Source organism: Kitasatospora sp. NPDC094016, assembly GCF_040304045.1.
In the GTDB taxonomy this organism is placed as follows: domain Bacteria; phylum Actinomycetota; class Actinomycetes; order Streptomycetales; family Streptomycetaceae; genus Kitasatospora.
The window spans coordinates 218108-237516 of sequence record NZ_JBEOUK010000004.1; the positions used below are offsets into that span (position 1 = coordinate 218108).

General features: G+C 71.9%; 18 protein-coding genes. 11 read left to right on the forward strand and 7 right to left on the reverse strand.

What is annotated here, in order from left to right:
• Window positions 1-38: 38 nt before the first annotated feature.
• From ABT015_RS06195 to ABT015_RS06225, 7 genes are all read left to right on the forward strand, one after another.
• Window positions 39-1292: an amidohydrolase gene (locus ABT015_RS06195; protein WP_350877255.1), complete on the forward strand. Its 1254-nt coding sequence runs from the start codon at window positions 39-41 to the stop codon at window positions 1290-1292.
• Between the two features lie 392 nt (window positions 1293-1684).
• The gene (locus ABT015_RS06200) at window positions 1685-2746 is read left to right on the forward strand and encodes a BMP family lipoprotein (protein WP_350877257.1); all 1062 of its coding nucleotides are present in this window, start codon (window positions 1685-1687) and stop codon (window positions 2744-2746) included.
• Window positions 2747-3093: 347 nt separating this feature from the next.
• Window positions 3094-4620, forward strand: coding sequence for an ABC transporter ATP-binding protein (locus ABT015_RS06205; protein ID WP_402450505.1), 1527 nt, complete (start codon window positions 3094-3096; stop codon window positions 4618-4620).
• A 5-nt stretch (window positions 4621-4625) separates the two neighbouring features.
• Complete coding sequence (locus ABT015_RS06210) at window positions 4626-5792, forward strand: ABC transporter permease (RefSeq protein WP_350877259.1); 1167 nt, start codon at window positions 4626-4628, stop codon at window positions 5790-5792.
• Complete coding sequence (locus ABT015_RS06215; protein ID WP_350877261.1) at window positions 5789-7054, forward strand: ABC transporter permease; 1266 nt, start codon at window positions 5789-5791, stop codon at window positions 7052-7054. The genes ABT015_RS06210 and ABT015_RS06215 overlap by 4 nt, the downstream gene beginning before the upstream one ends.
• Entirely contained in the window at window positions 7051-7455 is a 405-nt protein-coding gene (locus tag ABT015_RS06220) for a cytidine deaminase (protein WP_350877263.1), read from the forward strand. Before ABT015_RS06215 ends, ABT015_RS06220 begins: the two co-directional genes overlap by 4 nt.
• A 96-nt stretch (window positions 7456-7551) precedes the next feature.
• Window positions 7552-8829 (forward strand): thymidine phosphorylase, encoded by a 1278-nt coding sequence (locus tag ABT015_RS06225; RefSeq protein ID WP_350877265.1) that lies wholly within the window; start codon window positions 7552-7554, stop codon window positions 8827-8829.
• A gap of 133 nt (window positions 8830-8962) precedes the next feature.
• On the opposite strand, the gene ABT015_RS06230 is transcribed toward ABT015_RS06225, so the two are convergent.
• Both ABT015_RS06230 and ABT015_RS06235 read right to left on the reverse strand, forming a co-directional pair.
• Window positions 8963-9517 (reverse strand): Uma2 family endonuclease, encoded by a 555-nt coding sequence (locus ABT015_RS06230; RefSeq protein ID WP_350877267.1) that lies wholly within the window; start codon window positions 9515-9517, stop codon window positions 8963-8965.
• Window positions 9518-9543: 26 nt separating this feature from the next.
• The gene (locus ABT015_RS06235; RefSeq protein WP_350877269.1) at window positions 9544-10818 is read right to left on the reverse strand and encodes an MFS transporter; all 1275 of its coding nucleotides are present in this window, start codon (window positions 10816-10818) and stop codon (window positions 9544-9546) included.
• 92 nt (window positions 10819-10910) lie between these two features.
• Here ABT015_RS06235 and ABT015_RS06240 point away from each other — a divergent pair, with 92 nt between their 5' ends.
• The 3 genes from ABT015_RS06240 (at window position 10911) to ABT015_RS06250 (ending at window position 13809) form a co-directional block, all read left to right on the forward strand.
• Window positions 10911-11888 carry a LysR family transcriptional regulator gene (locus tag ABT015_RS06240; protein WP_350877271.1) on the forward strand — a complete coding sequence of 326 codons (978 nt, stop codon included), beginning with the start codon at window positions 10911-10913 and terminating at the stop codon, window positions 11886-11888.
• A 196-nt stretch (window positions 11889-12084) separates the two neighbouring features.
• Window positions 12085-13242, forward strand: coding sequence for an adenosine deaminase (locus ABT015_RS06245; protein ID WP_063349058.1), 1158 nt, complete (start codon window positions 12085-12087; stop codon window positions 13240-13242).
• A gap of 213 nt (window positions 13243-13455) precedes the next feature.
• Entirely contained in the window at window positions 13456-13809 is a 354-nt protein-coding gene (locus ABT015_RS06250; RefSeq protein ID WP_350877273.1) for an ATP-binding protein, read from the forward strand.
• 122 nt (window positions 13810-13931) lie between these two features.
• On the opposite strand, the gene ABT015_RS06255 is transcribed toward ABT015_RS06250, so the two are convergent.
• Complete coding sequence (locus ABT015_RS06255) at window positions 13932-14117, reverse strand: PspC domain-containing protein (RefSeq protein ID WP_063349060.1); 186 nt, start codon at window positions 14115-14117, stop codon at window positions 13932-13934.
• A gap of 504 nt (window positions 14118-14621) precedes the next feature.
• Between ABT015_RS06255 and aspS the strand changes: the two genes are divergently transcribed.
• Window positions 14622-15899, forward strand: a complete 1278-nt coding sequence (aspS, locus tag ABT015_RS06260) for an aspartate--tRNA(Asn) ligase (protein ID WP_350877275.1) — start codon at window positions 14622-14624, stop codon at window positions 15897-15899.
• 110 nt (window positions 15900-16009) lie between these two features.
• On the opposite strand, the gene ABT015_RS06265 is transcribed toward aspS, so the two are convergent.
• From ABT015_RS06265 to ABT015_RS06280, 4 genes are all read right to left on the reverse strand, one after another.
• Window positions 16010-16492, reverse strand: a complete 483-nt coding sequence (locus tag ABT015_RS06265) for a hypothetical protein (RefSeq protein WP_350877277.1) — start codon at window positions 16490-16492, stop codon at window positions 16010-16012.
• A gap of 230 nt (window positions 16493-16722) precedes the next feature.
• A complete protein-coding gene (locus ABT015_RS06270; RefSeq protein ID WP_502897269.1) occupies window positions 16723-17247 on the reverse strand; it encodes a VanZ family protein in 525 nt (174 codons plus the stop codon).
• A 263-nt stretch (window positions 17248-17510) separates the two neighbouring features.
• Window positions 17511-17825: a hypothetical protein gene (locus ABT015_RS06275; RefSeq protein WP_350877281.1), complete on the reverse strand. Its 315-nt coding sequence runs from the start codon at window positions 17823-17825 to the stop codon at window positions 17511-17513.
• On the reverse strand, window positions 17822-19366 hold the full coding sequence (locus tag ABT015_RS06280; protein ID WP_350877283.1) for an ATP-binding protein: 1545 nt from the start codon (window positions 19364-19366) through the stop codon (window positions 17822-17824). The genes ABT015_RS06275 and ABT015_RS06280 overlap by 4 nt, the downstream gene beginning before the upstream one ends.
• Window positions 19367-19409: the final 43 nt, after the last annotated feature.

Genomic DNA, 19409 nt, shown 5'->3' on the forward strand with positions numbered 1-19409 from the left:
TCGGGCCAAATCCCCCCAACAGGCCTACCCTTGTTGAGATGAACCGTCCTGAGCCCGCTCAGCCGGGCGCCACTCTGGCCACCGCACGCCCCGCCGCCGAACTGCGCGCCCGGGTCCGGGGGCTGGAGTCCGAGCTGATCGCCTTCCGCCGTGACCTGCACCGGCACCCGGAGCTCGGCCGCCAGGAGTTCCGCACCACCGGCCTGCTCCGGGACCGGCTGGTGGCGGCCGGCCTGAGCCCCCGGGTGCTGCCCGGCGGCACCGGCCTGATCGTCGACGTCGTCCCGGCCGGCACCGCCCCCGGCACCGAGTTCCTGGCCTTCCGCGCCGACATCGACGCGCTGCCGATCGACGACGCCAAGACCGACGTGCCGTACCGCTCGACCGTCCCCGGCCGGGCCCACGCCTGCGGCCACGACGTGCACACCGCGGTGGTGCTCGGCACCGCCCTGGTGCTGGCCGAGGCCGTCCGCACCGGTGAACTGCGCCGTCCCGTCCGGCTGGTGTTCCAGCCGGCCGAGGAGGTCCTGCCGGGCGGTGCGCTGGACGTGATCAAGGCCGGTGGCATGGACGGCGTCGGCCGGATCTTCGCGGTGCACTGCGACCCCAAGGTGGAGGTGGGCCGGATCGCCCTGCGCACCGGGGCGATCACCTCGGCCTGCGACCGTCTGGTGCTGCACCTGGACGGCCCCGGCGGGCACACCGCCCGCCCGCACCTGACCACCGATCTGGTGACCGCGGTCGCCCGGATGGCCGCCGATCTGCCGGGTGCGCTGGCCCGCCGGATGGATCCGCGCTGGGGCGTCAGCCTGGTCTGGGGGCGGATCGCCTCCGGCTCCGCGCCCAACGTCATCCCGCAGCACGCCGAACTGGAGGGCACCGTCCGCTGCCTGGAGCTGGACGGCTGGCGCGAGGCGCCCGACCTGCTGCACGAGCTGATCGCCAAGTTCGCCGAGACCTACCGGGCGAAGTGGACGCTGGACTACCACCGGGGGGTGCCGCCGGTGGTCAACGAGGCGGTCTCGGTCGCCCTGCTGGACGCGGCGATGACCGACCGGTTCGGCCGGGAGGGCGCGCAGGTGGTGGAGAGCACCGAGCAGAGCCTGGGCGGCGAGGACTTCTCCTGGTACCTGGAGCACGCCCCGGGCGCGCTGGCCCGGCTCGGCGTCCGCGCCCCTGGTGACACCACCATCCGTGACCTGCACCAGGGCCGCTTCGACGCCGACGAGCGCGCGATCGGGATCGGCGTGGAGCTGTTCGCGGCGCTCGCCCTGGACGAGCCGCAGGACTGAGCTGCGGAAATCGAACGGCGGAGCTGAACGGCAGGACCGAGCCGCGGAAACCGAACAGCAGTACTGAGCCGCGGGATTGAGCGGCGCACGCCGTCCCCGGACATCTCCCCGGGTGCCGCGTGAACACCCTCCCGGGCGACCGGCCGGCACCCCATCGCGGTGACCGGCCGGTTTACCGCGATCCGGGGTTATCGAACGGTTCCGTAGACTGAGCCGCAAAACCAGCTTTGGATCACCGTCCGCGCACGGGAATAGGGCCTTGGGAAGACCGTGAGACCACGGTTTGATAACAACCCGAATGGTCCGGCACCCCGTAACCCAACCGTGTTCTACGCGCGTTACGGTGGCGTCCGACCACGCTAATCAGGTGCGTGTGAGAAGGAGATACTCCCTTGCGCCGTTCAATGAAGCTCGCTGCGGTTGTGCTCTCGGGTTCCCTGGGCATGGCCTCGCTCGCCGCTTGCGGCGCAAAGAGCACTGACAGCAACACCTCCTCCGGCTCGGGCGACGGCTCGATCAAGGTCGGTATGGCCTACGACATCGGCGGCCGTGGCGACCAGTCGTTCAACGACTCCGCCGCCCGTGGTCTCGACAAGGCCAAGGCCGATCTCGGCGTCGCGGTCACCGAGGCCGACGCCAAGACCGGTGAGGCCGAGGCTGACAAGGAGACCCGCCTCAAGAACCTGATCGACGGCGGTTACAAGACGATCATCGCGGTCGGCTTCGTCTACCAGCAGGCGGTCGACAAGGTCGCCAAGGACAACCCGAACGTCAAGTTCGCGATCATCGACTCGAACGACAAGGACCAGCCGTCCAACGTCACTTCGCTGGTCTTCGCCGAGCAGGAGGGTTCGTACCTCGCCGGCGTCGCCGCCGCGAACAAGTCGAAGTCCAAGCACGTCGGCTTCATCGGCGGTGTGCAGACCGAGCTGATCAAGAAGTTCGAGGCCGGTTACAAGGCGGGTGTGAAGTCCGTCGACCCGAACATCCAGGTCGAGACCACGTACCTGACCACGCCTCCGGACTTCACCGGCTTCAACTCGCCCGACAAGGGCAAGGAGGCCGCGCAGGGCCAGCTCGACAAGGGCGCGGACGTCATCTACGCCGCCGCCGGCTCCTCCGGCAACGGCGCCATCGAGGCCGTCGCCAACAAGCCGGGCGCCCTGGCCATCGGCGTCGACTCCGACCAGGCCGCCCAGCCGGCCCTGGCGAAGTACAAGAACAGCATCCTCACCTCGATGGTGAAGAACGTCGACAACGCCGTCTTCTCTTACATCGAGTCGGTCAAGAAGGGCCAGCCGTTCACCGGCATCAAGCTCTTCGACCTGAAGGCCGAGGGCGTCTCGCTCGCCACCACCGGCGGCAAGCTCGACGACATCCAGGACAAGCTGAAGGCCGCCGCCACGACGATCACCTCCGGCGCCACCACCGTCCCGACCACGCCGGCCCAGTAAGGCCCGCGCGTCCCGGACGCACCAGCGACTGCCGCCTGCCCGGCAGCGCGATGAACGGCAAAGCATCACGGGAGGGGCCCGGCAGGGTGCGCTCAACGCGTACCCCCGGGCCCCGTCCCGTCCCCCCGTCTTCCCCTTGGCCCTCCCAGCGCAACGACGCGCCTCCAGACCACCAGGAGATCGCCATCACCGCATCCGACCCCGTCCCCCCGCGCGAGGACGGTACCCCCAGCGCGGGGACGGCGACATCGGCCGTCGAACTGCGCGGCATCACCAAGCGCTTCCCCGGTGTCGTGGCCAACCACGACATCAACCTCACCGTCCGCAGCGGTACCGTGCACGCCCTGATGGGCGAGAACGGCGCCGGCAAGTCGACGCTGATGAAGATCCTCTACGGCATGCAGAAGCCGGACGAGGGCACCATCGCGATCAACGGCGAGCCGTGCGAGTTCAACACCCCGGGCGACGCCATCTCCCGCGGCATCGGCATGGTCCACCAGCACTTCATGCTGGCCGACAACCTCACCGTGTGGGAGAACGTCGTCCTCGGCGGCGAGAAGCTCCACGGCATCGGCGCCAAGGCGAAGGCGAAGATCAAGGAGATCTCCGACCAGTACGGCCTGGGCGTGCGCCCGGACGCCCTGGTCGAGGACCTCGGCGTCGCCGACCGCCAGCGCGTCGAGATCCTCAAGGTGCTCTACCGCGGCGCCAAGATCCTGATCCTCGACGAGCCGACGGCCGTGCTCGTCCCGCAGGAGGTCGACGCGCTGTTCGACAACCTGCGCGAGCTCAAGTCCGAGGGCGTCACCGTCATCTTCATCTCGCACAAGCTGCACGAGGTGCTGGCGGTGGCCGACGCGATCAGCGTGATCCGGCGCGGCACCACGGTCGGCGACGCCGACCCGAAGGCCGTCACCGCCCGTCAGCTGGCCGAGATGATGGTCGGCGCCGAGCTGCCCTCCCCGGAGAGCCGCGAGTCGACCGTCACCACGACGGAGATGCTCGACGTCAAGGACCTGCGGATCGCCAAGACCGACGCCGAGGGCATCGAGCGCGTCGTCCTCGACGACATCTCGCTGCGCATCCACAAGGGCGAGATCCTCGGCATCGCCGGTGTCGAGGGCAACGGCCAGGCCGAACTGGTCGAGGCCATCATGGGCATGCTGCCGCTGGACGGCGGCACCGTCACCCTGGACGGCAAGGACCTCTCCGGTTCGCTCACCCGGGCCCGCCGCGAGGCCGGCATCGGCTACATCCCCGAGGACCGCCACAAGCACGGCCTGCTGCTGGAGGCCCCGCTCTGGGAGAACCGGATCCTCGGTCACGTCACCGAGGCGCCCAACTCCAAGGGCGTCCTGCTCGACCCGGGCGCCGCCCGCAAGGACACCTGGCGGATCGTCGAGGCCTACGACGTCCGCACCCCGGGCATCGAGGTCACCGCGGCCTCCCTCTCCGGCGGCAACCAGCAGAAGCTGATCATCGGCCGCGAGATGAGCCACCAGCCCAAGCTGCTGATCGCCGCGCACCCCACCCGCGGTGTGGACGTCGGCGCGCAGGCGCAGATCTGGGAGCACATCCGGGTCGCCCAGCGGGCCGGCCTGGCCGTCCTGCTGATCTCCGCCGACCTGGACGAGCTGATCGGCCTGTCCGACACCATCCGGGTCATCTACCGCGGGCGCCTGGTCGCCGACGCCGACCCGGCCACCGTCACCGCCGAGGACCTCGGTACCGCCATGACGGGTGCCGCCAGCGGCCACCTCGAGTCCGATGCGGAGGCCGTCGAGCAGTTCCACGAGATCCTCGTGGAGGGCACCGAGGCCGAGTCCGACGCCGGCCCCACCGACACCGCCGACGACCCGCAGGCGGGGGAGTAACCCACATGACCAGTCCCAACACCGCCGCCAAGCGCAGCCTGGCGCAGCGGATCAGCGGTGAGCGGATCGTGCTCGCACTGGCGGCGCCGGTGCTCGCGGTCGTGCTCTCCATCGTGATCTGCTCCGTCCTGCTGGCGACTTCGGGCAAGAACCCGTTCGACGCGTGGAACGTGATGCTCACGTACGCCGGCAAGTCGGACGGCCAAGTGGGGATCCTCAACCGGTCCACCACGTACTACCTGGCCGCCGCGGCCGCCGCCTTCGGGTTCCGGATGAACCTGTTCAACATCGGCGTCGAGGGCCAGTACAAGGTCGCGGCGCTGTTCGCGGCCTTCGTCGGTGCCAAGGTCGACCTGCCGGCGATCATCCAGATCCCGCTGCTGCTGGTCACCGCCATGCTGGTCGGCGGCCTGTACGCGAGCATCGCCGGTCTGCTGAAGGTCTACCGCGGGGTCAGCGAGGTCATCTCGACCATCATGCTGAACTCGATCTCGATCGCGGTCGTCGGCCTGCTGCTCGTCCCCGGCATCTTCGCGCCGAAGACGAGCAGCACCAGCAACTCGATCCAGACCGACCCGATCTCGCAGTCCAGCCACTTCTTCACGATGGAGACGGCGGGTGGCCCGCTCTGGGGCTTCATCTTCATCGCCGCCCTGGTCGGCGTGGTGTTCCAGTTCGCGCTGACCCGCACCCGCTTCGGCTTCGACCTGCGCGCCACCGGCCGCTCGGAGTCGGCCGCGACCGCGTCCGGCGTGAACGTCAAGCGCATGGTGATCATCTCGATGGCGGTCTCCGGCGCGATCGCCGGTCTGATCGGCATGCCCGAGCTGGTGCAGAACTCGTTCTACTACGGCCAGAGCTTCCAGCCCGGTCTGGGCTTCCTCGGCATCTCGATCGCCCTGCTGGGCCGCAACAGCCCGATCGGCATGGCCTTCGCGGCCCTGCTGTTCGCCTTCCTGGACACCACCGGCTCCCAGCTGCCGCTCCAGGGCGGTTTCCCCTTCGAGATCGTCGACGTCATGAAGGGCACCATCGTCATCTGCGTCGTCGTCGCCTACGAGCTGGTGCGCCGCTACGGCCTGAAGCGCCAGCAGCAGAAGGTCGGCGCCCAGCTCGCCGCCCAGCTCGCGGCTCAGCTCGCGGCCACTGAGAAGAAGGAGGTGTCCGCATGAGCACGGCTACCGCCGCGCGTCCGAAGGCGCCGGGCGCGCCCACCAAGAAGCGCAAGATGTCCTGGCCGGTGGTGCTGCTGCTGATCGCGGGCGCCCTGGTCCTGTTCTCCGCCGTGGGCATGGCCACCGGCAACCACGCGCTGACCTCCTCCGGTCAGATCACCGCCGCGCTCAGCGCCGCCGTGCCGATCGGCATGGCCGGTCTGGGCGGTCTGTGGTCCGAGCGGGCCGGCGTGGTCAACATCGGCCTCGAAGGCATGATGGTCGCCGGCACCTTCTGCGGTGCCTGGGCCGGCTACCTGGTCAACCCGTGGGTCGGCCTGCTGGCCGGCATGCTCGGCGGGGCGCTCGGCGGTCTGCTGCACGCGCTCGTGACCGTCACCTTCGGCGTCGACCACATCGTCTCCGGCGTCGGCATCAACCTGCTGATCCCCGGCATCTGCGCGTACGTCAACCGGATCTACTACAAGGACTACATCGCGGTCGGCGCGGGTGCGAACCAGTCGCCGCCGGCGGATCCGCTGCCGTACATCACCGTCCCCGGGCTGTCCTCGTGGCTGTCCGACATCGAGAAGCACCACTGGTTCCTGGTCTCGGACGTCGCCGGCGTGGTCGGCGGCCTGGTCACCAATATCTCGGTGGTCGTGCTGGTGGCCGGCGCGATGATCGTGGTCAGCTACTTCGTGCTCTGGCGCACGGTGTTCGGCCTGCGGCTGCGCTCCTGCGGTGAGAACCCGACCGCCGCCGAGTCGCTGGGCGTCAACGTCTACAAGTACAAGTACCTCGCGGTCATCGCCTCCGGCGCGTTCGCCGGTCTCGGCGGTGCGTACCTCTCGCTGGTCGCGGCGCACTTCTACAAGGACGGCCAGACCCTCGGCCGCGGCTTCATCGGCCTCGCCGCGATGATCTTCGGCAACTGGATGCCGGGCGGCCTCGCCATGGGCGCCGGCCTGTTCGGCTTCACCGACAGCCTGCAGCTGCGCGACCCGGAGTCGGTGCACGTGCTGATCCTGACCGTCGCCATCGCGATGGCGCTGCTCGCGCTCTGGCAGCTGTACCGGCGCAAGTTCACCGGTGCGGCGATCTCCTTCGTGGTCGCCGGCGGTCTCGGCGCCTGGTACGCGCTCACCGACGAGGTGCAGCGCCCGCTGATCGTCGCCACGCCGTACGTGATCACCCTGGTGGTGCTCTCGCTGGCGTCGCAGCGGCTGCGGATGCCGAAGGCCGACGGCCAGATCTACCGCAAGGGCCAGGGCAAGTGACGGCGTCTGCGGCGTCGGCCGCGATCGACTGGGAGCGGCTGCGCGCGGCCGCGCGCGAGGCGATGACCCACGCGTACGCCCCGTACAGCAAGTTCCCGGTCGGCGCGGCCGCGCTGGTGGACGACGGGCGGCTGGTCACCGGCTGCAACGTCGAGAACGCCTCGTACGGGCTCGGGCTGTGCGCCGAGTGCGGGCTGGTGTCCGCGCTGCACGCCACCGGCGGCGGCCGGCTGACGGCCTTCACCTGCGTCGACGGCGCGGGCGAACTGCTGATGCCGTGCGGGCGCTGCCGCCAGCTGCTCTACGAGCACGGCGGGCCGGAACTGCTGATCGAGCTGCCCTCCGGGATCCGCCCGATGAGTGAGGTCCTGCCCGACGCGTTCGGGCCGGAACGGCTCTAGCTTCGACAATTGTTACGCGCGTAGAGTGTCGCGAGTGGGCCGGAACCCGGTCATCTCGCGACACTCTTCGCTTTTGAAACCCCTCTTGGAGCACGCATGGACGCCATCTCCGTCATCAGGACCAAGCGCGACAGCGGAGAGCTGAGCGACGCTCAGATCGACTGGGTCATCGACGCCTACACCCGCGGCGAGGTCGCCGACGAGCAGATGTCCGCCCTGGCCATGGCGATCCTGCTGAACGGCATGAAGCCGCACGAGATCAGCCGCTGGACCGACGCGATGATCCGCTCCGGCGTCCGGATGGACTTCTCCTCGCTGCCGCTGCCCACCAGTGACAAGCACTCCACCGGCGGCGTCGGCGACAAGATCACCCTCCCGCTCGCCCCGCTCGTCGCCGCCTGCGGCGCCGCCGTCCCGCAGCTCTCCGGCCGCGGCCTCGGCCACACCGGCGGCACCCTCGACAAGCTGGAGTCCATCCCCGGCTGGCGCGCCCTGCTCTCCAACGAGGAGATGCTCGACGTCCTGCGCACCACCGGCGCGGTCATCTGCGCCGCCGGTGACGGCCTCGCGCCCGCCGACAAGAAGCTCTACGCGCTGCGCGACGTCACCGGCACCGTCGAGGCCATCCCGCTGATCGCCTCCTCGATCATGTCCAAGAAGATCGCCGAAGGCACCGGCGCCCTGGTCCTGGACGTCAAGGTCGGCTCCGGCGCCTTCATGAAGAACATCGACAACGCCCGCGAACTCGCCCGCACCATGGTCGGCCTGGGCACCAACGCCGGCGTGAACACCGTCGCCCTGCTCACCGACATGTCCACCCCGCTCGGCCTCACCGCCGGCAACGCGCTGGAGGTCCGCGAGTCGATCGAGGTGCTGGCCGGCGGCGGCCCCGCCGACGTCGTCGAGCTCACCCTCGCCCTCGCGCGCGAGATGCTCGCCGCGGCCGGCGTGCACGGCAAGGACCCGGCCGACGCGCTGCGCGACGGCTCCGCGATGGACCACTGGCGCCGCATGATCGCCGCCCAGGGCGGCGACGTCGACGCCCCGCTCCCGGTCGCCCGCGAGCAGCACGTCATCCCGGCGCCCGCCTCCGGCGTCCTCACCGAGCTCGACGCCTACGCCGTCGGCGTCTGCGCCTGGCGCCTCGGCGCCGGCCGCGCCCGCAAGGAGGACCCGGTCCAGGCCGGCGCCGGCGTCGAGATGCACGCCAAGCCCGGCGACACCGTCGTGGCCGGCCAGCCCCTGCTGACCCTGCACACCAACACCCCCGAGCGCTACGACTACGCCATCGAGGCGCTGGCCGACGGCATCACGGTCTCCCCGGCCGGCACGGCCTTCACCCCGAACCCGATCGTCCTCGACCGCATCGCGTAGTCATGCGATTGCCCTTCATGCGGCAGCGTGCCGGCTGCATGAAGGACCGACGAGGAGCCCGTACCCGGTCTGCCGGGTGCGGGCTCCTTCCGTGTGCTCGGGCCCGGTCGGCCGGTGCCCTGCGGATGCCGGTTCAGGCGTAGGTCCGCAGGACGCTGGTGTCGAGCGTCCAGGGGCCGACGGCGATCTCGTCGCCGAAGACGAAGTCCTTGCGGCGGGTGTAGCCGGGCTCGTCGTGGACGATGCCGGTGCCCTTGCGGGGATCGACCAGGAGGTACAACGGGATGCCCATGGCCGAGTAGTCGCGGACCTTGTCGTGGTAGTCGTTCTCGGGGTTGGACTTGGAGACGACTTCCACGACGAGAAGGATCTCGTGGGGGAGGAAGGCCGGGTCGTCGTCGTCCAGGGCCGCGTCGGGGAACACCATCAGGTCGGGATTCCGGAGCCGACCGAGGCCGACGTCCTCCAGGTCCGCGCCGCCGTGGGCGAGGTAGCCGGGGTGGGTCCGCGGTAGCTGGGCATTGAGCTGCTGTGCCAGGCGGATGACGGCGAGCTCGTGACGTTTCACGGGTGACGTCATCATGACGATCTCGCCCTCGGCGATCTCGATCTTCCCTGTCCCCGGCACCTTCGGCAGCTGATCCGCGATCTCGCGCAACCGGGCGTACACAGCAGGATCGACGCTCATGTCCCGGAGCGTATCGGCGGCGGCTGTCAGGCGTCCGCGACCGCTCGCCGGGCCGTGTGGGCCTGGCGGGTGGCGTAGAGGGTGACGGCGGCGGCGAGGGTCATGGCGGTGAGGCCGACGGTGGCGGCGCCGGGCCAGCCGGTGGCGTGGTAGGCGTCGGCGCCCAGGGTGCCGCCGAGGCTGTTGCCGAGGTAGTAGGCGATCAGGTAGAGGGCGGAGGCCTGGGCGCGGCCCTCGGTGGCGGTGCGGCCGACCGCGGAGGAGGCGGTGGCGTGGCCGGCGAAGAAACCGGCGGTGATCAGGACCAGGCCGAGCAGGGCGCAGACCAGGGACTCGGTGAGGGAGAGCAGCAGCCCGGCGGCGGTCACGCCGATGGAGACGTAGAGCGCGCCGCGGCGGCCGAGCCGGGCGGCGAGTCGGCCGGCGGCCGCGGAGGTGCCGGTGCCGACCAGGTAGACGACGAAGATCGAGGCGGCGACGGACTCGGGCAGGTGGAACGGCGCCGAGATCAGCCGGTAGCCGACGGTGTTGTAGACCGCGCCGAACACGGCCATGAACAGCAGTCCGAGCGTGTACAGCCGCACCAGTAGCGGGTTTCGCAGGTGCCGGCCGACGGTGCGGGCGAGGGCGCGGGCGTCCACCGGGGCGGGGGTGAAGTGCCGGGCGGCGGGGATCAGCAGCCGGAAGGCGAGCGCGGCGAGCAGGGCGAGGGCGGCGGAGGCGGCGAGGCCCCAGCGCCAGCCGAAGGCGGCGGCGGTCCAGCCGGAGAGCAGCCGGCCGCCCATGCCGCCGATGCTGTTGCCGGCCACGTACAGGCCCATCGCGGAGGCCAGGGCGCTGGGGTGGACCTCTTCGGCGAGGTAGGCCATGGCGGTGGCGGGCAGCCCGGCCAGCGCGGCGCCCTGGAGGACGCGCAGCACGACGAGGGTGGTGAGGTCGGGCGCGAACGGCAGGGCGAGGGCGAGGGTGGCGGCGGCGAGGGTGGAGGCCGTCATCACGGCGGTGCGGCCGTACCGGTCGGACAGGGCGCTGGCGGGGAGCAGGGCGAGAGCGAGTCCGAGGGTGGCGGCGGAGGCCGTCCAGCTGGCCTGGCCGGGGGTGAGGTCGAGGTCGGTTGAGAGGATCGGCAGCAGGCCCTGGGTGGAGTAGAGCAGGACGAAGGTCGCGACTCCGGCGGCGAACAGGGCGAGGTTGGCGCGGCGGAAGGCGCGCTGGCCGGGGCGGTGGCGGTCGTCGTGCGAGGGGGCGGGGGCGGGGGCATCCGGGGTGGTCACGGATGCCCTGGTATCGGCGGGCTGCATGTCGTCGACGGTAGGCGCGCCGCGGTTGATGCGTCCAATGCATGAACGGTGGATGATCGATGCGTTGTCGTATGAGTCGAGGTGGTGGCGGGATGGCCGGGGCGGACCGGGCGGACGTGACGGACGGCACGGAGCCGCGGTACCGGGTGGCGGAGTTGGGGCCGGACGAGCCGGCGGTGCTGCTGGCGCCCCGGCTGGCCCAGTTCGCGGCGGTGGCCCGGCTGGAGCACGTGACGCGGGCGGCCGCGCTGCTCGGGGTGCCGCAGCCGACGCTGTCGCGGGCGGTGGCCCGGCTGGAGGAGGAGCTGGGCGTGGACCTGCTGGCCCGTCAGGGGCGGACGGTCCGGCTGACCAGGGCGGGCCGGCTGCTGCTGGCCTCGGTGGAGCGGGCGCTGGCGGAGGTCGAGCGGGGGGCGGAGGCGGCCCGGGCGGAGGCCGATCCGGCGGCCGGGCGGGTGGCGTTCGGCTTCCTGCACACGATGGGGACGGACGCGGTGCCGGCGCTGCTGCGCGGGTTCCGGGCGGGGCATCCGCAGGTCCGGTTCCAGCTGGTGCAGGACTACGTCGGGGCGATGCTGGAGCGGTTGCGGGCGGGGGAGTTGGACCTCTGCCTGGTCGCGCCGCTGCCGGACGATCCGGCCTTCACGGCCCGCCCGCTGGACGAGCAGCGGTTGCACCTGGTCGTCCCGGCGGACCACCGGCTGGCGGGCCGGCGGCGGATCCGGCTGGCGGAGGTGGCGGAGGAGCCGTTCGTCGGACTGGAGGAGGGGTACGGGCTGCGCGCGATCACGGACGGCTTCTGCGCCCAGGCCGGGTTCGTGCCGCGGCTGGCCTTCGAGGGGGAGGAGGCGGAGACGCTGCGCGGGCTGGTCGCGGCCGGGCTGGGGGTGGCGCTGCTGCCGCCGGCGCTGGTGCCGCGGCCGGGGGTGGTGGAGCTGGAGGTGACGGCGCCGCGCACCCGGCGGGCGATCGGACTGGCCTGGGCGGCGGGGCGGCCGCTGACCCCGCCGGTGGCGGCGTTCCGGGACTTCGTGCTGTCCCGGCGGGGCCGGTTGCTGCAGCACGACTGAGCCGCGACCGGGCCGCACCTGAGTCGCGATCGGGCCGCGACCGGGCCGCACCGGGGCCGCACCTGAGCCGCGATCGGGCCGGAACCGGGCCGAAGATGCCGCGGATGACCCGGGCGGTGGAATTCCCGGTGGACTTTCGTCGAACCGGCCGTGTTAACAGTGGTGGGTCTACGCGCGTAGGGGCTATATTTCCGCAATGGAGAAGCAGATCCCTGTCACCGCCGCGGGCGCCGGCCCGCGCATCCCCACCCCCGACCAGATCCGCCGCGCGCCGAAGGTGCTGCTGCACGACCACCTCGACGGCGGGCTGCGCCCGGAGACGGTCGTCGAGCTGGCCGCCGCGGTCGGCTACGAGGGCCTTCCGACCACCGACGCCAAGGAGCTCGGCGAGTGGTTCCGCGAGGCCGCCGACTCCGGCTCGCTGGTCCGCTACCTGGAGACCTTCGCGCACACCTGCGCCGTGATGCAGACCCGCGAGGCACTGATCAAGGTCGCCGCCGACTGCGCCGAGGACCTGGCCGCCGACGGCGTCGTGTACGCCGAGGTCCGCTACGCCCCCGAGCAGCACCTGGAGGCCGGCCTGTCCCTGGACGAGGTCGTCCAGGCCGTGAACGAGGGCTTCCGCCTCGGCGAGGCCAACGCCCGCGCGGCCGGCCACCGGATCCGGGTCGGCACCCTGCTGACCGCGATGCGGCACGCCGCCCGCTCCACCGAGATCGCCGAACTGGCCAACCGCCACCGCGACCAGGGCGTCGTCGGCTTCGACATCGCCGGTGCCGAGGCGGGCCACCCGCCCACCCGCCACCAGGCCGCCTTCGACTACCTCAAGGGCGAGAACAACCACTTCACCATCCACGCGGGCGAGGCCTTCGGCCTGCCGTCGATCTGGGAGGCCCTGCAGTGCTGCGGCGCCGACCGGCTCGGCCACGGCGTGCGGATCGTCGACGACATCACGGTGGCCGAGGACGGCAGCGTCGAGCTCGGCCGGCTGGCCGCGTACGTGCGCGACAAGCGCATCCCGCTGGAGATGTGTCCGACCTCCAACCTCCAGACCGCGGCGGCCACTTCGTACGCCGAGCACCCGATCGGGCTGCTCAGCCGGCTGAAGTTCCGGGTCACCGTGAACACCGACAACCGGCTGATGAGCGGCACCAGCATGAGCCGCGAGTTCGGGCACCTGGTGGAGGCCTTCGGCTACACGCTGGGGGACATGGAGTGGTTCACGGTGAACGCGATGAAGTCCGCGTTCCTGCCGTTCGACGAGCGGCTGGCGATGATCAACGACGTGATCAAGCCGGGGTACGCCGAACTGAAGGCGGAGTGGCTGTTCAGCTCGGGCACCGGCGACAGCTGAGCGGCCCGGCCCGTTCGAATGGTCGGGTGAACGCCCATGTCCCGAAGGGGAGTTGGCGTTCATCCGACTACTCACTCGGGTGAGTGAACGCCCTTTGGTCCTCGCGTGGCCCACTCATTACCGTGTGCCCGTCCATGCTGACAGGCCGTGGCGGCGGTAGCCCGTCCGCCCCGTCCCGATGTCGGCCACCGACGACGACCCAAGGGACGAACCATGAAGCAGGCTCTCAAGGCCGCCGGCACCGCGGCGCTCGGCATCGCCATCGCGGCGGTGGGCGCCGGTACCGCCTCCGCCGCCGCCCCCGGCGGCCTCGGGCTGCCCACCGGCGCGGTCACGAACCCCGCGGTGACCGGCGCGGTCACCGACACCGCCGCCAAGCTGCCCGGCGGCGACAAGGTCACCGGCACGCTCGGCACCCTCACCCCGGCCGCCGGCCAGGCGGCGCCCGCCCCGGCCGCCGAGGCCGGTGCCGCCACGCGTGGCGCCATCCCGACCATCCCGGGCGTCGACAAGACCCCCATCGGTGGGCTGACCCACACCCTGCCGCTGCCGGGCCTGACCGGCTGACCTGGCCGCCGGCACGGCGACGGGCCGTCCACCCCGGTGATCCCGGGAGCGGGCGGCCCGCCGTCGTACCGGGCCCGGCGCGACGGCGTCGGGCGTTCGGTTCCGGGCGTGCGGCTACGGGCTTACGGCTCCTGGGGGAGCAGCACCCAGAGGGCCAGGTAGACCAGGCACTGGAGTCCGGGCAGGATGATCGAGATCAGGAAGATCAGTCGCACGGTCCACGGCGTCACGCCGTAGCGCTCGGCAAGCCCGGCGCAGACGCCGGCGATGACGCGGTTGTGACGGGGACGGGCGAGACGGGCGCTCATGGGTCAACTCCGTGTCGTGGCACCCGATCCGGGCGATCCGGCGGGCTTAATTTCCACTCTCCGCCACCGCGCTCCCGGAAACGTCCACCTGACAGTCGATTCGCCACCCCGCCGACTCGCCGGTGAGTCGTAGCCGGGTGTCGGGGTCCGTCTCAGGGTCGCCCGGAGTGAGGACGCCCCAGGTGGTGCCCGCCCGGTGGCGGGAAAGCCCGTTGCGGTCCGGCGGCGGGCCGGTCTAGCCTCTCCGGCAACACGTCGAGGGGGACGAGTACCTCCGGGCCCCGTGGGCCGAGAGAGCCGCCGGCAGCTGTGAAGGCGGCCCCGCGCCCCGGAGCGAAGACACTCCCGAGTGCGGGGAGGAAATGCCCCGCCGGCCGGCCCCCGTCAACGGGCCGCAATGAGGCCGCCGCCCGCGCGGGCGACGGCGAAAGTGCGGTGGTACCGCGAGTTGCCCTTCTCGCCCGCACTCCGAAGGGATCACCACGACGCCCCTGGAGGGCCGCGATGATCCACCCGACGAACCGTGTCCTGGCCGCCGAACTACCCGGCCACGTCGGCGAATCCGTAGAGATCAGCGGCTGGCTGCACCGCCGCCGCGCACTCAAGTCCGTCACCTTCCTGGTGATCCGGGACCGCTCCGGACCGGCCCAGGTGGTCGCCACCGGTGCGGGCCCCGACCTGCCGGAGGAGACCGTCCTGCGGATCCGCGGCACCGTCACCGCCAACCCGCAGGCGCCGGCCGGCGTCGAGCTGACCTCGCCCACCGTCGAGGTCCTGTCCAGCCTCGCCGAGGCGCCCCCGTCCAGCCTGTTCCGGCCGACCGTCGAGGCCACCCTCCCGGTGATCCTCGACGGCGCCCCCGTCACCCTCCGCCACCCGCGCCTGTCCGCCCCGCACCGGATCACGGCGGCCTCGGTGGGCGGGTTCCGGGCCACCCTCGACGGCCTGGGCTTCACCGAGATCCAGACCCCGAAGGTGGTCTCCTCGGCCACCGAGTCCGGGGCGAACGTCTTCGCGCTGGACTGGTTCGGCCGCCCCGCCTACCTCGCGCAGTCGCCGCAGTTCTTCAAGCAGGCGATGGTCGGGGTGTTCGAGCGGGTCTACGAGACCGGACCGGTGTTCCGGGCCGAACCGCACGACACCGCACGGCACTTGGCGCAGTACACCAGCCTCGACGCGGAACTCGGCTTCATCACCGACCACCGCGAGGTGATGGCCGTGCTGCGCGAGGTGGTCGCCGGGATGGTCGCCTCGGTGGCCGAGCGGGCCGGTGCCGCCGTCGACCTGCTGGAGGTGAAGCTGCCCGAGGTCCCGGCGGAGATCCCGCAGCTCCACTTCGCCGAGGCGATGCGGCTGTTGGGCGTCGACGAGCCGGACCTCGCCCCGGCGCACGAGCGGTGGCTCAGCGAGTGGGCGCTGCGCGAGCACGGCAGCGAGTTCCTGTTCGTGGTCGGCTACCCGATGCGCAAGCGGCCCTTCTACACCCACCCGGAACCGGGCCGCCCGGAGTACTCCAACAGCTTCGACCTGCTCTTCCGCGGGCTCGAACTGGTCACCGGAGGCCAGCGGCTGCACCGGCACGAGGACTACCTGGCCGCGCTGGCGGCCCGGGGCGAGCCGCTCCAGCCGTACGAGGGCTACCTGCGCTCCTTCGCGCACGGGATGCCGCCGCACGGCGGGTTCGCGTTGGGGCTGGAACGCTGGACGGCGCGACTCACCGGCGCCGACAACATCCGCCGGACCACACTCTTCCCGCGCGACCTCCACCGCCTGACGCCCTGACCCCTGACGCCCTGACCCCTGACGCTCCGACTCCTGACGCTCTGACACCGACGGGCGGGGGGCCGGACGAACCGGAGCCCCCCGCCCGTCGGCGGCGGATCGACAGGTGGCTACTGCGCCTGCCCGGGCTGCCCGGCCGGCGGCACCGGCTGCGCGTACGGGTTGTCCGGCACGGGCTGCGCCGACGGAGCGTACGGCGCGGCACCCTGCGGCGCGGCGCCCTGCGGCGGGACGGGCTGGCCGTACGGCGCCTGCGGGGCGTTGGGGTCGTACGGCGCCGCCTGCGGGGCCGGCTGCTGGTTCTTGGCGTTGCCGCGTTCGACGATCGCCTTCACGGAGTTGGCGATCAGCGCGATCGGCAGGATGAACGCCTTGAAGAAGATCTCGTACCGGCCGCCTTCGAAGACGAACGCGAGGTAGTAGGCGTACCCCAGGAATCCGAGGCCGGCGAGGACGTTGATGATTCGCCAGCCGACCTTCAGGCCGCTACCGGGATTGACCGCTCCGAGGACCAGCATGGCGGCACCGCTGATCGCCAGCGCGACGACGTACCAGGAGAAAAGCGGATAGGCGCTGAAATCGAGATTGTTCAAGGGGGATTCCTGTGGGACGGGGGGATAAGACCGCGAGGCCTGTGGGGCGACAGCGCAGATTACCGGAGGCGGCCGACATTCGGCGCCGCCTTTTCAGCACGGAGTCGTCGCACCCCGACGGAACGGCAATTGACGAGGTGGGAAATGACTGACTATGAGGTGTCGCGGGTCTTTTGCGGCCCCGGCGGCAGGTGGGGGAACACACTCGCCGTGGTGCGGGAGGACGGGCCTCAGCGGGCGGGGGGCGTGGGCTCGGCGTAGGCGCGGGCGCGTGCGACCGGCGGGCCGACCAGGGCGGTCACCTTCGGCGCGGGCACGGGCGCAGGTGCGGCCTCGGGGGAGGGCGCCGGCACCTGGAGCCGCGGCCGCCGGTCGCGCAGCAGCCGCCGCAGGCCGGGGACGAGGGCCAGGTGGGTGATGGCCACGCCGATCACGGCGAGCAGTATGTGGTCGACGTTGAGGACGTGCCCGGGCGTCCAGGAGGAGAGGAACTCCAGGCCGGTCGCCAGCAGGGCGGAGGCGCCGGTGGTGCGCAGGAAGGACGGCAGCCAGGGGGCCCGCAGGCGGCCGCCGGCCAGCGGGAGCAGCACGCCGAGGGGGGCCAGCAGGAGGAACTCGCCGACCACCTGCCAGCCGGTGGAGGAGCGGAGGGAGGCCAGCGGCGTCAGGTTGGTGTCGTACACCCAGGGAACCGGTAGCGGCCTCAGCACCACCAGCCAGAGGACGAGGGCCAGGTGACAGGTCAGGCCCGCCAGTCCGGCTGTTCGAAGGGGACGGTGGACGGCCGTCGCCGGCCGGTTCCTGGTCCGTGCGCCGGAACGCTCGTCGCGTGTCCTGGTGCCATCTCGCTGCACGGGGGGAAGGACGTGGGCCGGTGGCGCGGTGGTTCCACCCCGGGCGTGAACATTCCGGGGCGCGCCCCCGGCCGCCCGTCACCCCGACGCCGAACGGCGGAACGGCGGGGCGACGGGCAGGCAGCAGGCGGGCAGGCGGGCAGGCGGACGAGGGACAGCCGGGACTACCGGCAGGGTGCAGCCGTCGGCACCGCGCCGAACACGTTGTCGGCCGGCGGGGTGGCGGGCACCACCGTGGGCGACGGGCTCGGGCTCACCCCGGCCTTGGCGGCGCCGCGGGCCGGCGGGGCCGGCGTGGGCGCCGAGGGCGTGGCCAGGGCGGTCGGTATGTGCGGGGCGGTCGGGCAGGCCGTCCGGCTGGCCGGGGCGCCGGCGTCCACCGGGACGGCGGTCGGCCGGATGCCGCAGCCGGAGGCGAGCGCGAGCAGCAGCAGGGCGCCGGCGGTGCGGCGCAGGGCGGTGCGGGTGGGGGCGGTCACGTGGCGTCCTTGTCCTGGGCGGCGTCGCCGACGGGGCCGTCACCGGTGTCGCCCTCGTTCGGCGGAGGCGGTGGGGCCAGCGGCAGCGTCAGCGTGAACACCGCCCCGACCTCCCCGTTCGCCGCCGTGATCGTGCCCCCGTGGATCTGTGCGTTGGCCATCGCGATCGACAGCCCCAGGCCGCTGCCCTCCGAGCGGGCCCGCCCCCGGTCCGCCTTGTAGAACCGGTCGAAGACGTGCGGCAGCACGTCCTCGGGGATGCCCGGGCCGCTGTCGGAGACCTCGATGACGACGGAGCCCGCGGTCTGCCGGACCTTGACCCGCACCGGGGAGCCGCCGTGCTTGAGCGCGTTGCCGATCAGGTTGGCGAAGACCACGTCGAGCCGGCGCGGGTCGACCACGGCCAGGATGCCGCGCGGGGCGTCCAGTTCGACGGCGTCGTACCAGGCCCGGCCGTCGATGCAGGACATGATCAGGTCGGCCATGTCCACCTCGTCGGCGACCAGCTTGGCGGTGCCGGCGTCGAAGCGGGTCACCTCCATCAGGTTCTCCACCAGGTCGGACAGCCGCCGCGTCTCGCTGACCACGAGCCGTACGGCCGGTGCGATCATCGGGTCCAGCGACTCGGCCTCGTCCTCCAGGATGTCGGTGACGGCGGTCATCGCGGTCAGCGGCGTGCGCAGCTCGTGCGACATGTCGGCGACGAACCGCCGGCTCTGCGCCTCGCGCGCGCTCAACTCCTCGACCTGCTCGTGCAGCGACTCCGCGGCCCGGTTGAACGTCCTCGCCAGGTCCGCGAGTTCGTCCCCGCCCTCGACCTCCAGCCGGGTGTCCAGGTGCCCCTGGCCGAGCCGTCGGGCGGCCTCGCCGAGCCGCTTGACCGGCCGCAGCACGGTCGACGAGGCGGCCTGGGCGAGCAGCGCCGAGCCGATCAGCGCGAGCAGCGTGGCGATGGCCAGCGACCAGCCCAGCGTGTTGAGGTCCTTGCGTTCGTTCTCCAGCGACTTGAACATGTACGCCGTCGGGCCGGTCGGCACCACCTTGGTGCCGCCGATCAGGAACGGCTGGCCCGCCAGGTTCTGCCGCTGCCAGTACAGGTGGTACGGGTACGGGTTGTTCTCGGTGACCTCGCGCTGCCTGGCGACGGTGGACTGCAGCGCCGCCGGGACGTCGGCCAGCGTGAACTGCCCCGGGTCGGAGGAGGCCGTGCACTCCGGGTGCGCCGGGTCGGCCACCACCACGTCGTAACTCAGCCCGGAGCTGGCGACGGTGGACGCGAGCGTGGTCAGGTCCGGGCAGCTCGCGTTCAGCGGCAGCTCGGAGACGTTGCGGCTGAGCGACACCCGGAAGTCGTTGAGCGCGGTGTCCTGGGCGCGCTTGAGCACCGCGTCGCGGTTGAGCCAGTAGGCGATGCCGGAGGCCGAGACGGCGGCGAGCAGCGCGACCGCCGCGAACACCGCGATCAGCCGTACCCGCAGGGAACGCAGCCTGCGCCACGGACCCGCGGCGAAGCGGCGGGCCGTCGTCTGATGATCAGTCACAAGAGCCTGTCGTCGTACGGAAGTTCAGGGAGTTCAGGGAGTT